The organism is Plantactinospora endophytica (assembly GCF_016862915.1).
Lineage (GTDB): Bacteria > Actinomycetota > Actinomycetes > Mycobacteriales > Micromonosporaceae > Plantactinospora > Plantactinospora endophytica.
Window position 1 is genome coordinate 61,133 of sequence record NZ_BONW01000010.1, and the last position, 14,502, is coordinate 75,634.

At 71.4% G+C, this 14,502-nt stretch carries 14 protein-coding genes; 7 read left to right on the forward strand and 7 right to left on the reverse strand.

Annotated elements, in window-relative coordinates; all coding sequences use genetic code 11:
* Positions 1–71: 71 nt before the first annotated feature.
* The 3 genes from Pen02_RS11415 to Pen02_RS11425 form a co-directional block, all read right to left on the reverse strand.
* Positions 72–1,250 (reverse strand): sensor histidine kinase, encoded by a 1,179-nt coding sequence (locus tag Pen02_RS11415; RefSeq protein ID WP_203865945.1) that lies wholly within the window; start codon positions 1,248–1,250, stop codon positions 72–74.
* Positions 1,247–1,903 (reverse strand): response regulator transcription factor, encoded by a 657-nt coding sequence (locus tag Pen02_RS11420; protein ID WP_203865946.1) that lies wholly within the window; start codon positions 1,901–1,903, stop codon positions 1,247–1,249. The genes Pen02_RS11415 and Pen02_RS11420 overlap by 4 nt, the downstream gene beginning before the upstream one ends.
* A 130-nt stretch (positions 1,904–2,033) precedes the next feature.
* Positions 2,034–3,329 carry a retropepsin-like aspartic protease gene (locus Pen02_RS11425; protein ID WP_203865947.1) on the reverse strand — a complete coding sequence of 432 codons (1,296 nt, stop codon included), beginning with the start codon at positions 3,327–3,329 and terminating at the stop codon, positions 2,034–2,036.
* 132 nt (positions 3,330–3,461) lie between these two features.
* Between Pen02_RS11425 and Pen02_RS11430 the strand changes: the two genes are divergently transcribed.
* Positions 3,462–3,749 carry a hypothetical protein gene (locus tag Pen02_RS11430; protein WP_203865948.1) on the forward strand — a complete coding sequence of 96 codons (288 nt, stop codon included), beginning with the start codon at positions 3,462–3,464 and terminating at the stop codon, positions 3,747–3,749.
* 66 nt (positions 3,750–3,815) lie between these two features.
* On the opposite strand, the gene Pen02_RS11435 is transcribed toward Pen02_RS11430, so the two are convergent.
* The 3 genes from Pen02_RS11435 to Pen02_RS11445 form a co-directional block, all read right to left on the reverse strand.
* Entirely contained in the window at positions 3,816–4,139 is a 324-nt protein-coding gene (locus Pen02_RS11435; RefSeq protein WP_203865949.1) for a hypothetical protein, read from the reverse strand.
* 83 nt (positions 4,140–4,222) lie between these two features.
* A complete protein-coding gene (locus tag Pen02_RS11440) occupies positions 4,223–4,813 on the reverse strand; it encodes a hypothetical protein (protein WP_203865950.1) in 591 nt (196 codons plus the stop codon).
* 423 nt (positions 4,814–5,236) lie between these two features.
* Positions 5,237–6,391, reverse strand: coding sequence for a phospholipase D-like domain-containing protein (locus tag Pen02_RS11445; protein WP_203865951.1), 1,155 nt, complete (start codon positions 6,389–6,391; stop codon positions 5,237–5,239).
* Between the two features lie 102 nt (positions 6,392–6,493).
* Here Pen02_RS11445 and Pen02_RS11450 point away from each other — a divergent pair, with 102 nt between their 5' ends.
* A complete protein-coding gene (locus tag Pen02_RS11450) occupies positions 6,494–7,186 on the forward strand; it encodes a helix-turn-helix domain-containing protein (protein WP_203865952.1) in 693 nt (230 codons plus the stop codon).
* Positions 7,187–7,229: 43 nt separating this feature from the next.
* On the opposite strand, the gene Pen02_RS11455 is transcribed toward Pen02_RS11450, so the two are convergent.
* Positions 7,230–7,631, reverse strand: a complete 402-nt coding sequence (locus Pen02_RS11455; protein ID WP_203865953.1) for a VOC family protein — start codon at positions 7,629–7,631, stop codon at positions 7,230–7,232.
* Between the two features lie 264 nt (positions 7,632–7,895).
* Here Pen02_RS11455 and Pen02_RS11460 point away from each other — a divergent pair, with 264 nt between their 5' ends.
* From Pen02_RS11460 to Pen02_RS11480, 5 genes are all read left to right on the forward strand, one after another.
* On the forward strand, positions 7,896–8,063 hold the full coding sequence (locus Pen02_RS11460; protein WP_203865954.1) for a hypothetical protein: 168 nt from the start codon (positions 7,896–7,898) through the stop codon (positions 8,061–8,063).
* Positions 8,064–8,079: 16 nt separating this feature from the next.
* On the forward strand, positions 8,080–9,558 hold the full coding sequence (locus tag Pen02_RS11465) for a class I SAM-dependent methyltransferase (RefSeq protein WP_203865955.1): 1,479 nt from the start codon (positions 8,080–8,082) through the stop codon (positions 9,556–9,558).
* Between the two features lie 67 nt (positions 9,559–9,625).
* Complete coding sequence (locus Pen02_RS11470; RefSeq protein WP_203865956.1) at positions 9,626–11,839, forward strand: sulfatase-like hydrolase/transferase; 2,214 nt, start codon at positions 9,626–9,628, stop codon at positions 11,837–11,839.
* Between the two features lie 396 nt (positions 11,840–12,235).
* Positions 12,236–13,519 (forward strand): citrate synthase, encoded by a 1,284-nt coding sequence (locus Pen02_RS11475; RefSeq protein ID WP_203865957.1) that lies wholly within the window; start codon positions 12,236–12,238, stop codon positions 13,517–13,519.
* A gap of 199 nt (positions 13,520–13,718) precedes the next feature.
* Complete coding sequence (locus Pen02_RS11480; RefSeq protein WP_203865958.1) at positions 13,719–14,447, forward strand: acetate uptake transporter family protein; 729 nt, start codon at positions 13,719–13,721, stop codon at positions 14,445–14,447.
* Positions 14,448–14,502 lie beyond the last annotated feature (55 nt).

Genomic DNA, 14,502 nt, shown 5'->3' on the forward strand with positions numbered 1-14,502 from the left:
CCGATATCCACGAGACAGCCCTAGCCGGTCGTGCCGGCGCCACCTCGGCGACGCCGGCCGAGGGGTCCGGATCAGCGCCGTTCCGCGCCCTCGGACAGCTTCCGCGTCGGATCGAGCGGCAGGTGGATTCTGATCTCCACCCCGCCGGTCCGGCCTGGGGTGTTCGAAACCTCGCCGTGGTGCGCGACGGCGATGGCGCGGACGATGGACAGGCCGAGCCCGAGCCCGTTGTCGGCGCCGGTGCGTGCGGCGACGCCTCTGACGAAGGGCTCGAACAGTTCGTCCAGCTCGTCCGGCGCGATCGGCGGACCGGTGTTGGCCACCTGGAGATACGCCCGCTCCCGGGTCGTGCCGGTAACCAGGCTGACGTGGCCTCCGGCGTGGTTGTGCCGGATCGCGTTGTCGAGGAGGTTGCCGACCATGCGGTCCAGCAGGGCCGGTTCCCCGTTGGTCGGCGCGGGGTGCAGGTCCGTCCGCACGGTGATGCGGTGAGCCTCCGCCTGCGTACGCAACGCGTCGAGGCTCTCGCCCACGACGTGCGCGAGGTCGATCGCCGACCGTCTGGTGGGTCCGGCCTGGCTGCGGGCGAGGGTGAGCAACCCGTCGAGGGTGCGCTGGCTGCGCTCGACCGCGGTACTGATGTCGGCGGCCATCGCGAGCAGTTCGTCGGTGTCGGGTCGGCCGTCGAGGGTGACATCGATGGCGGTACGCATGGTGGTCAGCGGGGTCCGCAACTCGTGAGCGGCGTTGGCGACGAACATTCGTTGGCTGTGCAGGAGCCGGTCCCGGTCGGCGATGCCCGACTGGATGCGGTCGAGCATCGCGTTGACGGTCTCCGCCAGCGCGGCGAGTTCGTCCGCCGGGGCGGCGATCGGTACTCGCTCGGACAGGTTCTCCGCCGAGAGCCGCCGGGCGGTCGCCGAGATGCTGCGGATCGGTCGCAGCGTCCGCCCGGCCACCAGCCAACCCAGCACGGTGGCCAGTCCGGTGACGACCGCGAGCGCGACCGTCGACTGGGTCAGCAGTTCGGCCAGGGTCTCCGCGTGGACCTGCCCGGCCACGGCGGGAGAGACGTCCACCGGTAGCCGGGTGGGCGCGGCGGACGGGTCCGTCCTGAGCAGGATCCAGCGGTCGGCCAGGCTGCGTCGTACCAGGACGTAGGTCAGCGCGGTCAGCATGACCCCGGTGGCGAGCACGATAGCGGTGTGCAGCAGCGCCAGCCGGCTACGGGCGGAGAGCCGGACCGTCATGGGCCGATCCGGTAACCGGCGCCGGTGACGGTATGGATGACAGCCGGCTCGCCGAGCTTGCGGCGCAGCGTGCCGACCGTGATCCGGACCGCGTTGGTGAACGGGTCGGCGTGTTCGTCCCACACCTTGTCCAGCAGCGTTTCCGCGCTCACCACGTCACCGTCGGCGGCGAGGAGTTGCGCGAGCACGCCGAACTCCTTCGGCGTCAGGTGCAGCGGCCGGCCCCCGCGCTCCGCCACGCGCCGGGCGGGGACGAGCCGGATGTCGGCGGCGTGCAGGATCGGCGGCCGGGCCGGGGCGCTGCGGCGTACCAGCGTGTGTACCCGGGCGACCAGTTCGGAGAACGCGAACGGTTTGCCCAGGTAGTCGTCGGCGCCGAGGGTGAGCCCGTCGACGCGGTCCTCGACCGCTCCCGAGGCGGTGAGCATGAGGATGCGGGTGGTGCCCCGCTCCGCCACCCGTCGACAGACCGTGTCACCGTGCACCACGGGAAGGTCGCGGTCCAACACCATCACGTCGTACGGGACGACCTCGCACTTGTCCAACGCGGTCCGGCCGTCGCCGGCGACGTCGACGACGAAGCCCTGCCTGCGCAGCCCGGCGGCGATGTACCCGGCCAGCGGCTGCTCGTCCTCGACCAGGAGCACTCGCACCGGACCAGTGTCCCAGCGACCGTATATGGACCACGTATGGCCCACACCGACGCCCGGCCACCGCCGTGCTGGTCGTGCCGCCCGGACCAGAACGTCGGCCCGGCCGGCACGGGCACCGCCCGGTGGCACGTCAGGCGGGACGCGAGAGGTAGAACCGCATGCCGGAGAAGTCGAAGGTGATCGTGTACGGCTTGAAGAAGGCGTGGGTGAAGTTGGCGACCGGATCGAAGCCCAGCCGCTCGTACGCGGCGGGACTGGTGCGGGCGACGCTGTAGGCGCCGTTGGCGACCCCCGTGCCGAGTCGCGCCTCCTCCGGATAGCAGGGATAGGCGGGGATCCGGTTGACCGCGATCGGGCGGTCGTAGTCCACCCGCACCCGCAGCCGCCTCGCGGTCGCCTCGGTCATGGCGAGGCAGTTTCCGGCCGCGCCGCCGGTGTCCATGCAGACCACCCGGGGGCCGTGGCCGTTGACCCTGCCGAGGGTGAACGGGAAGTGGTCACCCGCCAACCACAGCGGCAGGGGTGTGACACCGGCGAGGCTGGCCTCATGCCGGAAGGAGTCGAGCTGTGTCGCGGTCTTCCGGCGCAGCACCAGCGCCTGGTTCGCATAGTCCAGGGTTGTCAGGAAGTGGTAGAAGATGTGCGTCCCGATGACGCCGGCCGGCTGCGGGTCACCGAGTTGGGTGGGCTTGTCGATGTCCGCCCAGTGGACGGGGAAGTTACGCAGCTCGATGTCGCCCAGCCGGAACGAGTCCAGCACACCGAAGTACATGGTGACGGTCTGGCCACCGGCCTGTCCCCGGCCGGTCGAGACCGCACGCAGGCCGGCCTCCTCGGCTGCCTCCATCGACAGGCTCAGCGACGTTGCGCCGGTGTCGTACATGAACCGTTTCGGCGCGCCGCCGCTCACCGACGCCTCGACCAGCGGCATCGGATCCATGGCGACGAACGGCAGCCGCGTGGCGTCCGCACCGTGCACCTGGTACGGCGTTCCCGTCACCGCCTCGAGCTGCCTCGCGTACGGCTCGTTGCCCTGAGCCCGCAGCACCGGCACCGCGCGGGCGAACTGGTCCTGCCGCACGTAGCAGTCGGCCAGCAGTTGCCTGGCGAACTGGTCGTCGGGGGCCAGCTCGACCGCCCGGCCGAGGAAGCTTTCGGACTCGCCGAAACGGTTGGACAGCAGGGCGATGTAACCGCGCCGAGCGGTCGCGTGGGCGTTGGTCGGGTCGGTGCGCAGGATTCCTGCGTAGCCCTGGTCGGCCTCGGCGAACCGACCCGCCCTGAACAACTCGTCAGGGTCGCCGCCGGCCCGCGCGGAACTGCTCGCGCCCACCGCCGGAAGCACCGCTGCGGCACCGGCGACCAGGCCGGCCCGCCGGATGAGAGTACGCCGCTTCCAGCCGCCGACTGCGCGCTGATCTGCCATCACAAGCCCTTCGTGGTTCGTCGCCGAGGTGACCCTGCGGCCGGTGCGCACCTCCGCCCACACCGCCGGCCGCCGCCAGTTCTACCGATCAGGACCGATCGGCGACCGATCACGGGACCGTAGGAAACCGATATGCCGGAGCCCTCGTTCCGTCCGTCAGCGTCGAACTCGTCGATCTCTGAACGGCTGTCGGCGACGGGCTCCGTTCGTCGGCGCCGGACAGGGCACGAGTGGCTCGACACCGCGTTGCAGGTGTTCGTCGCAAACGACGATCTCGACGTGCGGCGGTGCATCCTGCCGGGACTGAGCCTGAGGGTGGAGCGATATCCTGAGGAACTGCGCCCGATGGTCGAGGAGGCCGTCCGCATCGCCCGTACCTCCGACGACTACCTCCGGCACCGCGTCGAACACCAGGTCTGACCAGATCCCGACGCGGTGACGTGGTTGCGCCACGGTTCGGTGCCGGCGGTCGGTCGGCGACGCAACTCACCGCATCGCGTAGAACCAACTGCTCTCGTAGTCGCGGTCGACGGTCTCCTGCGACTGGGCGATGGTGTCGAGCCCGGTCAACTGGGCTGCCGTGAAGCCGGTGCGCCGCAGGATCTGCCGGACCTCGTCGATTGCCGGGTTCGGTGTCCCCAATGCCTCCCGTTCGGCGTCGGTCCCGGTGCACAGCCAGACGGTGAAGTAGTCGAAGTTGGGAAAGGCGGCAATGTACTCGATCCGCTCGACGCCACGATCGGCGAAATGCGCGAGGAGTTCCACCTGGGCCAGGGTGAGCAGATGCCACCTCGGGTCTTCCGAACTCATCCGTTCCTCCGATCAGGATGGTCGAGGACCGTGCCGGTGGGGCACCGCTGCGCTCCACCGCCCCGGGTGGCCGGTGGCCGGGGTCATGACCGACCGCCGGCCGGGATCGGGACCGACTCCCGGAGCAGGACGGCGAGGTCCGGCCAGGTATCGGTGACCGTCGCCCAGTCCGGCACGTCCCCGGCCGGCGGCCGGTCGTCGATACCGCCGCCGAACAGGTAGCGGTGCGGGACCGCCTCCAGATACGCCAGTACGTCGAGCCGGTCGTCGACGAAGTGCGTGATGCCGAGCCGCTCGCACACCGGAGCCTTGTCCCGGCGTTCCCGCACGAAGTGCAGGTTGCCGGCGGGGATGCCGGTCCGGGCGAAGAAGTCGTGGTGGGCCAGCCAGGCGCGGGTGTTCGTGGCCACCTTCGGGCCGGCCTTGGAGACCAGGTGCACCCGGCCGGCGAACGGTTCGGCGGTGAGCGCGGTCAGGGCCTCGAAGACTCCCGGCACCGCCGGGGTGCGCAACGGCTGGCCGCCGAAGAACGAGGTGTCCTCGTCCCGCCCGGCGAGGGTCACCAGCACACCGCCGACGTCGACCCCGAGCGTCGGCGGGCGGCTCCGACCCGGACCCCGGTACGGCCCGGGTTGCCCACCCGGTCGGCGCTGCCCGACCCGCTGCCGTGCCACGTCGACCTCCGACCCGCAGTTCCTGGAACTGTCCAGCGCCTCGCCCGTCCGGTCAGACCGCCCGGGAAACGTCGACCCGGTGCCGGGAGGCCCACAGCCCAACCCGACCGAGGTTCTCCGCGTGCCCAAGGCTAGTGCTGCGGATCAAGCCGATTACGCCGCCGGCAGGTCCATGTCCAGGTCGAGGCCGAGCCAGCCGGCCAGGTCCCTGATCTCCCGGGTCACCGCAGCCGTCGTCGACCTCGAGCAGGGTCAACCGGCGTACGACGTCGAGCAGTGTCGCCGGCCGGTCCCGGTCCAGCAGTTGGGCCCGTACGGCGATCCCCGCGCGTCGCGTCGGGAGAGCCGGTGCACGCTCATCCGGCCCCGGCGAGGCGAGCCCCCCGCTGCGAGTTGCCCGGCCCAGGGGTTGCCCGGCCGGCGCTACCGCTGGCCGAGGAAGCGCTGGCCGGCGAGTTCGATCCGTTCGATCTCGGCCCGGAAGAAGGCGGTGATCTCGGCACACCGGTCGAGGTTCGTCGGGCCGCCCTCCCGACGGGGCAGGTCCGGGTACGGACTGCCGAGCACGAAGATGTTCTCGTCGTTGTACTGGTTGGCCGGCGCCGTGTAGTTGAACGAGCCGGCGATCACCACCGAGTCGTCGATCACCATCAGCTTGTGGTGCAGCTTGCCGAAGGCGGGGGACCGGATCGGGGCGTACAGCGCGATGTTGGCCCGGTCGAGGTCGTGGGTGGCGGCCCACTTCTGCACGCCCTGCCCGGGGTCCACCGCCCCGGTCACGGTACGCCCGGCGGCGGCCAGCGCGATCATCGCGTCGTCGATCCCGGACGAGCCGGAGAAGGTGAAGATGGCGAAGTCGACCCGCCCGGTCGCCTTCAGCATCTGCTTCATGATCTCCAGCTCCGGGGTGTGGTCCGGCGCGAACAGCACCCGCACCGGCACGCCCCCGACGTTGTACGCGTTCGGCACCCGGCCGTGTTCGCCGCGCCCGAACCGCCCCTGCCGGAGTTGGGCGAACTCGTCGGCGTACTCCTGGCAGATCCGGGTGTCGTGGAAGACGACCACGTGGTTCAGATTGCGGTGGCAGTCGGTACCGGTGAAGTTCGCCGAGCCGGAGAGCACCGCCGCCCGCCCGGCGGACCGCAGCCGGTAGTCCCGGACCACGAACTTCTGGTGGAAGATCGCCGGGTTGTAGTCGGCCTTGACGTCGACATTGCAGCGCAGCAGGGCGGCGACGATCCGCCGGTTCGGCTCCAGGCTGCGGCTGCCCGGCTCCGGGTCCCACTGGATCCGGTGTCGGGCGTCCGCCTCCGGCTCGCCGGGCCGGACGGTGACCCGGGGCAGCTTGGCGGTACGCAGGTAGTCCTGTTCCAGCACCATCCGGACGTCGACGCCCCGGAACCGGGCGTCCAGGATCGCCTGGGCGATCGGCTCCGAGTCGAGTTCCTGGACGGCGATGTCCAGGCTCTCCCGGGCGCCGCCGATGAAGTCGACCACGACCTGTTCGAGGTCGTCGGCCGCGCCGAGTTCCCGAGGCCCGACGTACGCCTCGATCTTCTTGCCGGCGAAGGTCGCCATGCCGGACAGGCTCGCACCCCGGGCCCGCCGGCGGTGTCGCCTCGGCTACAGACTCGGCCCGCCCCGGGCAGCCGTGCCCGTTCGGGTGGCACGCTGGGAGCCGTGTATCGGGAGCGGATGTCCGAGCTGGCCGGCGCCGTCGTCTGGACGGTCACCCGGACCGCCGACGCGGGCTCGGGCCGGGTCCTGCCGGACGGCTGCATGGACCTGATCTGGTCGAGCCGGTCCGGTCTGCTGGTGGCCGGCCCGGACACGGTCGCCCAGGTCGCCGCCGGGCCGGCCGGCGAGCGGTACGTGGGTCTGCGCCTTCCGCCCGGAGTCGGGCCGGCGGTGTTCGGGCTGCCGGCGCACGAACTACGGGATCAGCGGATCCCGCTCGGCGCGCTCTGGCCGGCGCCGGAGGTGGCCGCGCTGGCCGAGCGGGTGGCGCTGCACGACCGGCCGGGCCGGCTGCTGGAGTCGACCGCCGCCGACCGGCTCGCCGCCGGAGGTGGCCCGGACCCGATCGCCGCGCCGCTGGCCGCCGGGCTCGCCGCCGGCCGGGACGTCGCCGGTGCGGCCGACGCGCTCGGGCTCGGCGCCCGGCAACTGCACCGGCGCAGCCTGGTGCTGTTCGGGTACGGCCCAAAGACGCTGGCCCGGATCCTGCGGATGCGCCGCGCGCTGGCCCTGGCCCGATCCGGTACGCCGGCCGCCGAGGTCGCCGTCCGGACCGGGTACGCCGACCAGGCCCACCTGTCCCGCGAGGTCAGAAGCCTGGCCGGGGTACCACTGCGGCAGCTTGTCGACTCCTAGCCGGCGACCGGAACCCCTTCCAGTCGGGCTGCCGGCGTCTTTCCTAGCCGGTTGCCGACTCCAGCGGGGCGTACAGGTCGACGCCGTTGCCGTCCGGGTCGCGCAGCACCGCGTACCGCTGGCCCCAGGGCGTGTCCCACGGCTTGAGATGCCCCTGGTAGCCGGCGTCGGTCATCTCGGCGTACACGCTGTCGACCTCGGCCGGGTCGGCGCAGCGGAGGGCCAGGCTCATCTGCGAGCCGCCCGGCGGCGACCAGTCCGGCTCGAACGAGCGGACCGTCTCGACGGTGTCGAACATCAGGCGCACCCCGCCGGGCAGGGTGAACTCCACGTGCGGCTCGGTGTCGGCGCCGGCCGGGATGTCGAGTCCCACCTTCCGGTAGAACGCGAGAGATCGGGCCATGTCGGCCACGACCAGGCCGAATGCGTCTAGTCTCGGTGTCATTCGGCCAGCGTAGGAGCCGGTTCCGCCCGCGTCTTGAACGAATCGGACCTGCCGGCCCGGTGTTCCGGGTGCCGGTGCGGCCGGCGGATCATCGGCGTACGGTGTTCTTAACGGCATCCGACGTTTCGCTTTCCGCCACCTTGCCGGCGGGTTGCGGTTCGTCGGCGCGTTGCGTGCGTTCGGGTCGGGTCGTCCGGGAAGGCGACCGGGCACGGCGCTCTTTTTTCGGGTACGGGGGTAGACAGAAAGGGAGGTGGCCGGGAGATGAGAAGTCTGGCCTACCTGGATGCGGGATCGGGCAGCCTCATCGTGCAGGCCGTGGTCGGCGGCGTCGCCGGGGTCGCGGTGGCGGCGAAACTCTACTGGCGCAGGTTGACCAGCCGGTTCCGCAAGCAGCCCGCACAGCCCTCGCAAACGTCGAAGCAGGACTGAGGGCGGTCCACACCCGATGGTCGCACCACCTCCCGTCCCGGCAACGTCCACCACCACTCCCGCCTCCACTCCCGCCCCCCGAGTCGATCCCGGCTCCTTCCGCGACCCGGCGAACCGGGTCTTCCACGCCGACGGGCAGGTCTTCCGCGGCCTCGGTCCGCAGGGCGCCGAGGACTGGCGGGCGCTCGCCGGTACGGACTTCTTCGGCCGGCTGCTCGCCGAGGGCAAGGTCTGCGGCACCGAATTGGCCGACCCGGAAACGCTGCCGGCGAGCGTTGCCGGGCAGTGGACCACCGTCCTCCGGCACGAGCGCATCCCGTTCGTGTCGTACCCGTACGAGTGGTCGTTCGCGATGCTCCGGGACGCCGCCCTGCTGCACCTGGAGATCCTCCGTACCGCCGTACCGGCCGGGTTCACCACGAAGGACGGTTCGGCGTACAACCTCCAGTGGCGGGGCGCCGAGCCGGTCTTCATCGACATCGGTTCGTTCGAGCCGGCCCAGGACGGCGAGCCGTGGGCCGGCTACCGGCAGTTCTGCCAGACCCTGCTCTATCCGCTGCTGCTCCAGGCGCATCTCGGGCTGGACTTCCAGCCCTGGCTGCGGTCCCGGATCGACGGGATCGAGGCGGCGGCGCTGCGCCGGCTCTTCGGCGGCACCCGGCGGTTCCGGGCCGGGGTGCTCAAGCACGTCCACCTGCACGACGCGATCCAGTCCCGGTACGCCGGAGCCAGCACCGGCAGCGTCCGGGAGGAGTTGAAGGACGCCGGCTTCTCCCGGGAACTGGTGCTGGCCACGCTCCGGGCGCTCGACAAGCTGGTGCGCCGGCTCGACTGGCAGCCGCCGCCCAGCCACTGGTCCGGATACCAGGAGACCTGCACCTACTCGACGGCGGACCGGGAGGCCAAGGAGCGGTTCGTCACCGAGGCGCTGGCCGAGGGTGACCGGCCCCGGCTGGTACTCGACCTGGGCGCCAACGACGGCACGTACTCGCGGCTGGCCGCCCGGCACGCCGACTACGTCGTCGCGGTGGAGAGCGACCCGGCGGTGGTCGACCAGCTCTACCGGCGGCTGCGGTCCGACGGTGAGCGCCGGGTGCTGCCGCTGGTGATGGATCTGGCCGATCCGTCGCCGGGCGGTGGCTGGCGCGGGGTGGAACGCGGTTCCTTCGCGGCCCGCGCGGACGCGGACGCGGTGCTGGCGCTCGCCGTCATCCACCACCTCGCGATCGGGCGCAACGTCCCACTGCCGGAGATCGTCGACTGGCTGGTCGGGCCGCTGACGGCGGCCGGCTCCGGTGGCCGGCTGGTGGTCGAGTTCGTGCATCCCGACGACCCGATGGCGGTCCGGCTGCTGGCCAACAAGCCGGCCGGGCTCTTCCCCGACTACCGCCGGGAGGAGTTCGAGCGACTGCTCGGGCAGCGGTGCACCGTCGTCCGCCGGCTCGAACTGCCGTCCGGCACCCGCACCCTCTACCTCGGGACCCCGCGTGGCTGAACCCGGGACGTCGGGGCAGCAGCCGGCCGACCCGGACCGACCGGCGACGGCAAACCAGCCGGACGAGATGGAGCGACAAGCGGCGTCGGAGCCGTCAGGGGCGCCGGCCCGGCAGGACGAGGCGGATCGGCTGGCGGTGTTGGAGCCGTCAGTGACGCCCGACCGGCCGGACGAGGTGGATCGGCCGACGGTGTCGGAGCCGTCAGGAGCGGCGGCGGTTCGGCGGCCGGCGGGGCGGGTGGAGTTGCGGTCCCTGGTGGAGATCGTGGCGCTCTGCGGGCTCGTGATCACCCAACCGTTGCTCGACGTGACCGGCAAGAGTCCGGACTTCTTCCTCTTCCACGGTGCCGGCAGGCGGGAGATCCTGCTGCTGGTGGCGGCGTACACGGTGCTGCCGCCGCTGGCGCTGTGGGGGGCCGGTGCACTGGTCGGGCTGCTGGCCCGCCGGATCGCCGGCCCGGTCCGGGGCCGGTTGGTCCGGACGGTCCTGCACACGGTGACCCTGGGCCTGCTGCTCGCCGCGTTCGCCGTCCAGGTGGGCAAGCACCTCACCCCGGTACGCGGGGCGCCGCTGGCCGCGATCGCGCTGGCCGTCGGCGCCGCCGGGGCGTACGCCTACCGGCGCTGGCAGGTGACCGGCCAGGTGCTCCGGGTCGCCGCCGTCGGCCCACTGGTCTTCGTGCTGCTCTTCGTCTTCGCCTCACCGGCCTCGGCCGTGGTGCTGCCGGGGGAGCGGTCCGGGGCCGGTACGGGTGCCAGCCGGGGCGCCGCCACCCATCCGCCGGTGGTGATGCTGATTCTCGACGAGTTCCCGCTGGCCTCGCTGCTGGACGAGAAGGGCGTGATCGACGCCCGGCGCTATCCGAACTTCGCCCGGCTGGCCGGCGAGTCGACCTGGTACCGGAACGCGACCGGGGTGAGCGGCTACACCCCGTACGCGCTGCCGGCGATGTTGACCGGTCGGTATCCGGCCGAGCAGCAGGCGCCGCACCACTCGCGCTATCCCGACAACCTGTTCACGGCCTTTGCCGGCCCGTACCAGATCCGGGCGCAGGAGAGCATCACGCAGCTCTGCCCGCCGAAACTCTGTCCGGACCGGTCCGCCGGTTCGGCCCGGGGTGGCCTGCCGACGTTGCTGCGGGAGAGCGCCACCCTGCTGGAGCAGATCGTCTCGCCGTCCGAGACGGGGCAGCGCGACCCGGAGGACTCGTACCGGGAGATCACCCGCCGCGAGGCCGGCGACGCCGACGAGCCGCCGCCGCCGACCGATCCGCAGTTTCGCTGGGGCGCGTTGGACGAGAACCAGCCGGCCCGGTTCGCCGACTTCCTCGACACGCTCCGGCCGACGGTCCGGCCGACGCTGCACTTCCTGCACCTGCTGCTGCCGCACTCGCCGTGGAACTACCTGCCGTCCGGGATCCGGTACGGGTCGCCGGACGGGATGCCCAACGACGGCGACGGCTGGGTCGAGCTGGCCTACCAGCGGCACCTGCTGCAACTGGAGTACACCGACCGGCTGCTCGGCGAGACGCTGCGCCGGCTGGACGAGACCGGACTCTACGACGACGCGCTGGTCGTGCTCACCGCCGACCACGGCGTCAGTTTCACTCCGGGGGTGCAGGGGCGTGGGCTCGGTGCCGTCGAGCGGGCGCCCGGCGAGGTGCTCTGGGTGCCGCTGTTCGTGAAACGGCCGGGGCAGCGGGCCGGCGCGGTCGACGACCGGAACTGGGAGCACGTCGACCTGTTGCCGACCGTCGCCGACCTGGCCGGGGTCGAGGTGCCGTGGCGCACCGACGGCGCCTCGGCGCTGCGTACCACCCGGGCGCCGGGGGACAAGCACTACTACGACCAGCCGGGGCAGCCGCGTACGGTGCCCGCCGGCACCTTCGCCGAGCTGGTCGCGGGGCGGGCGAGACCGGTGTTGCCGGCACAGCCCCGACCGGAACTGATCGGGCGGGCCGTCGCCGAACTTCCGCTCGGTCCACCGGCAGGTCGGGTCACCGTGCAGAACCGGGCTGAGTTCGACCATATCGACCAGGCGGGTGGCCGACTGCCGGCACTGGTCTACGGCACCGTGCCCGACTCGGTGCGGAACGGGACCCTGCTCGCGGTGGCGGTCAACGGCCGGGTCGGTGCGGTGGCCCCGGTGGTGGCGCCGGACCCGGGCGGGCAGCGGTTCGGCGCCCTGGTGCCGGACGAGTCGCTCTTCGTGCCGGGCCGGAACACCGTCGACGTGTTCCAGGTCACCGAGGCCGGCCAACTGCGTCCGCTCGACGACTGACCCCAGATCCGGGCGACCGGCGTACCGCCCAGATCCGGGCGGTACGCCGCCGTCGTCCGGGGTAGGCCATCGGTGCAGGTCGGGCGGTCGGGCCGGGTCGACCGAGCGAACCTGCCGGTCCGGCCGGGAATCCGGCCCGGGACGGCGTCGACGGGTACGCCGGGCTCGGTGGGACCGGGCCGGGCGGGTGTCGGCGGGTGCCACCGGACGATCGGCCGGCGCACGTTTTGCGGCCGGAAACACCGTGGCTAGCAGGTTTCGGGCCGGGCGCAAACGTGTGACCAGCGTGATCCATCACTCACCGCCCGACCACGCAAGGTTCTCCGCTACCCTGCACGATTACCGTAAAAAGTGAAGGCAATTCAACGTAGATTCTGCCGGCGAAGCGAGGATCACATGACTGATGTCAAACTCGACCACCCGGGCGGCCAGCTGTCGATACCGGTCAAGCCCGCGGTCGACGGCCCAGCCGGCATCGCCACGGGCAACCTGTTGAAGGAGACGGGGTACGTCACCTACGACCCCGGTTTCGTCAACACCGCCGCCTGCTCCTCCGAGATCACCTACATCGACGGCGACGCGGGCATCCTGCGTTACCGGGGTTATCCGATCGAGCAGTTGGCCGAGAAGTCCTCCTTCCTGGAGGTGTCGTACCTGCTCATCTACGGCGAGCTGCCGACCGCGCAGCAGCTCGGCGAGTTCGACGAGTGGATCCGGCGGCACTCGCTGCTGCACGAGGAGATGCGACGCTTCTTCGACGGCTTCCCCCGGGACGCGCACCCGATGGCGGTGCTCTCCTCCGCGGTCAGCGCCATCTCCACCTTCTACCAGGACAGCCTCGACCCGTTCGACCGGGAGCACGTGGAGATCTCCACCGTGCGGCTGATGGCGAAGGTGCCGACGATCGCCTCGTACGCGTACAAGAAGTCGATCGGGCAGGCGATGCTCTACCCGGACAACTCGCTCGGGTACGTCGACAACTTCCTCCGGATGACCTTCGGGGTGCCGGCCGAGCCGTACGAGGTCGACCCGGTCGTGGCCCGGGTGCTGGACATGCTGCTGGTGCTGCACGCCGACCACGAGCAGAACTGCTCCACCTCCACGGTCCGGCTGGTCGGTTCGAGCCAGGCGAACCTCTTCGCCTCGGTCTCCGCCGGGGTGAACGCGTTGTTCGGCCCGCTGCACGGCGGCGCCAACCAGGCGGTGCTGGAGATGCTGGACCAGATCAGGGCCAGCGGCGGGGACGTGCCGGCCTTCGTCCGGCGGGTGAAGGACAAGGAGCCGGGCGTCAAGCTGATGGGCTTCGGACACCGGGTCTACAAGAACTACGACCCCCGGGCCGCCATCGTGAAGAAGGCCGCCCAGGACGTACTGGCCCGGATGAACAAGCCGGACCCGCTGCTGGACCTCGCGATGCAGTTGGAGGAGATCGCCCTCGCCGACGACTACTTCGTGTCCCGCAAGCTCTACCCGAACGTCGACTTCTACACCGGCCTGATCTACAAGGCGATGGGTTTCCCGACCAAGATGTTCACCGTGCTCTTCGCGCTCGGCCGGCTGCCCGGCTGGATCGCCCAGTGGCGCGAGATGATCTCGGACCCGGAGACCAAGATCGGCCGTCCCCGGCAGCTCTACACGGGCGCCCCCGAGCGGGACTACGTACCGGTCGAAAAGCGCTGATCCACCCCAGGCCCACCGGGCCAGGTCGTTCACCGGCCGCCGACGCGTACCGTGCGTCGGCGGCCGGTTCCGTTGCGGCCCGCCCGGCGACGCACGAAGTCGCCCTTCCGTGTAATGGGGCTCACGTTGGGTAGTCGGCGGTGGCCACGTGCCCGACCGCGTCGAAGCGGTGCGAACCGCTGCGTAGAAGGAGCCTGTGATGACCCACATGTCACGATCGGCACAACCCAGCCATGACGGCGAGTTCGAATTCTGGCGTAACCACGCGACGATCTCCCTGCAGCCGGTGGCCGCGCCATCGATCCTGGGACTCTTCGGGTACGCGGCCGCCACCTTCGTCGTCGCCACGAACCTCGCCGGCTGGTACGGCAACGTCACCACCCAGACCTTCCTGTTCCCGTTCGCGGCCATGCTGGGCGGGCTCGCGCAGTTCCTGGCCGGGATGTGGGCGTACCGGGCCCGGGACGGGCTGGCCACCGCCATGCACGGGATCTGGGGCGCCTTCTGGCTCTCCTACGGCCTGCTCTACCTGCTGATCGCGATCGGCGTACTGGTCCAGCCGACCCCGTTCGTGGCGCTCGGCTTCTGGTTCGCCGCGCTCGCCGCGATCACCTGGTCCGGCACGGTCGCCGCGCTGGCCGAGAACATCGGGCTGGCCCTGGTGCTGGGAACGCTGGCCGCCGGGGCCACCTGTCTGGCCGTGGGCCAGATCGCCAACATCTCTCCGTGGCGGACCGCCGGTGCCTACATCCTGATCGCCTCGGCCGTGATCGGCTGGTACACCGCGACCGCGATGATGCTGGAGGGCACGTTCCGCCGGGTGATCCTGCCGATCGGCAAGGTTCGCGGCCCGAACGTGCCGGGTCGGGAGCCGCGCCAGGTCATCCAGTTCATGGAGGGCGAGCCCGGCATCAAGGTCGGCCAGTAGGCCGACCGGTCGGCGTCCGGGTCGGGCCGACAGCGCTGGCGGACGGGCTCCGGTC

Bases quoted from the DNA above. Each gene is read 5' to 3' on its own strand.
- Pen02_RS11415 (WP_203865945.1), bottom strand. From the start codon at position 1,250: ATGACGGTCCGGCTCTCCGCCCGTAGCCGGCTGGCGCTGCTGCACACC.
- Pen02_RS11425 (WP_203865947.1), bottom strand. From the start codon at position 3,329: ATGGCAGATCAGCGCGCAGTCGGCGGCTGGAAGCGGCGTACTCTCATC.
- Pen02_RS11430 (WP_203865948.1), top strand. From the start codon at position 3,462: ATGCCGGAGCCCTCGTTCCGTCCGTCAGCGTCGAACTCGTCGATCTCT.
- Pen02_RS11435 (WP_203865949.1), bottom strand. From the start codon at position 4,139: ATGAGTTCGGAAGACCCGAGGTGGCATCTGCTCACCCTGGCCCAGGTG.
- Pen02_RS11445 (WP_203865951.1), bottom strand. From the start codon at position 6,391: ATGGCGACCTTCGCCGGCAAGAAGATCGAGGCGTACGTCGGGCCTCGG.
- Pen02_RS11455 (WP_203865953.1), bottom strand. From the start codon at position 7,631: ATGACACCGAGACTAGACGCATTCGGCCTGGTCGTGGCCGACATGGCC.
- Pen02_RS11460 (WP_203865954.1), top strand. From the start codon at position 7,896: ATGAGAAGTCTGGCCTACCTGGATGCGGGATCGGGCAGCCTCATCGTG.
- Pen02_RS11465 (WP_203865955.1), top strand. From the start codon at position 8,080: ATGGTCGCACCACCTCCCGTCCCGGCAACGTCCACCACCACTCCCGCC.
- Pen02_RS11470 (WP_203865956.1), top strand. From the start codon at position 9,626: ATGGAGCGACAAGCGGCGTCGGAGCCGTCAGGGGCGCCGGCCCGGCAG.
- Pen02_RS11475 (WP_203865957.1), top strand. From the start codon at position 12,236: ATGACTGATGTCAAACTCGACCACCCGGGCGGCCAGCTGTCGATACCG.
- Pen02_RS11480 (WP_203865958.1), top strand. From the start codon at position 13,719: ATGACCCACATGTCACGATCGGCACAACCCAGCCATGACGGCGAGTTC.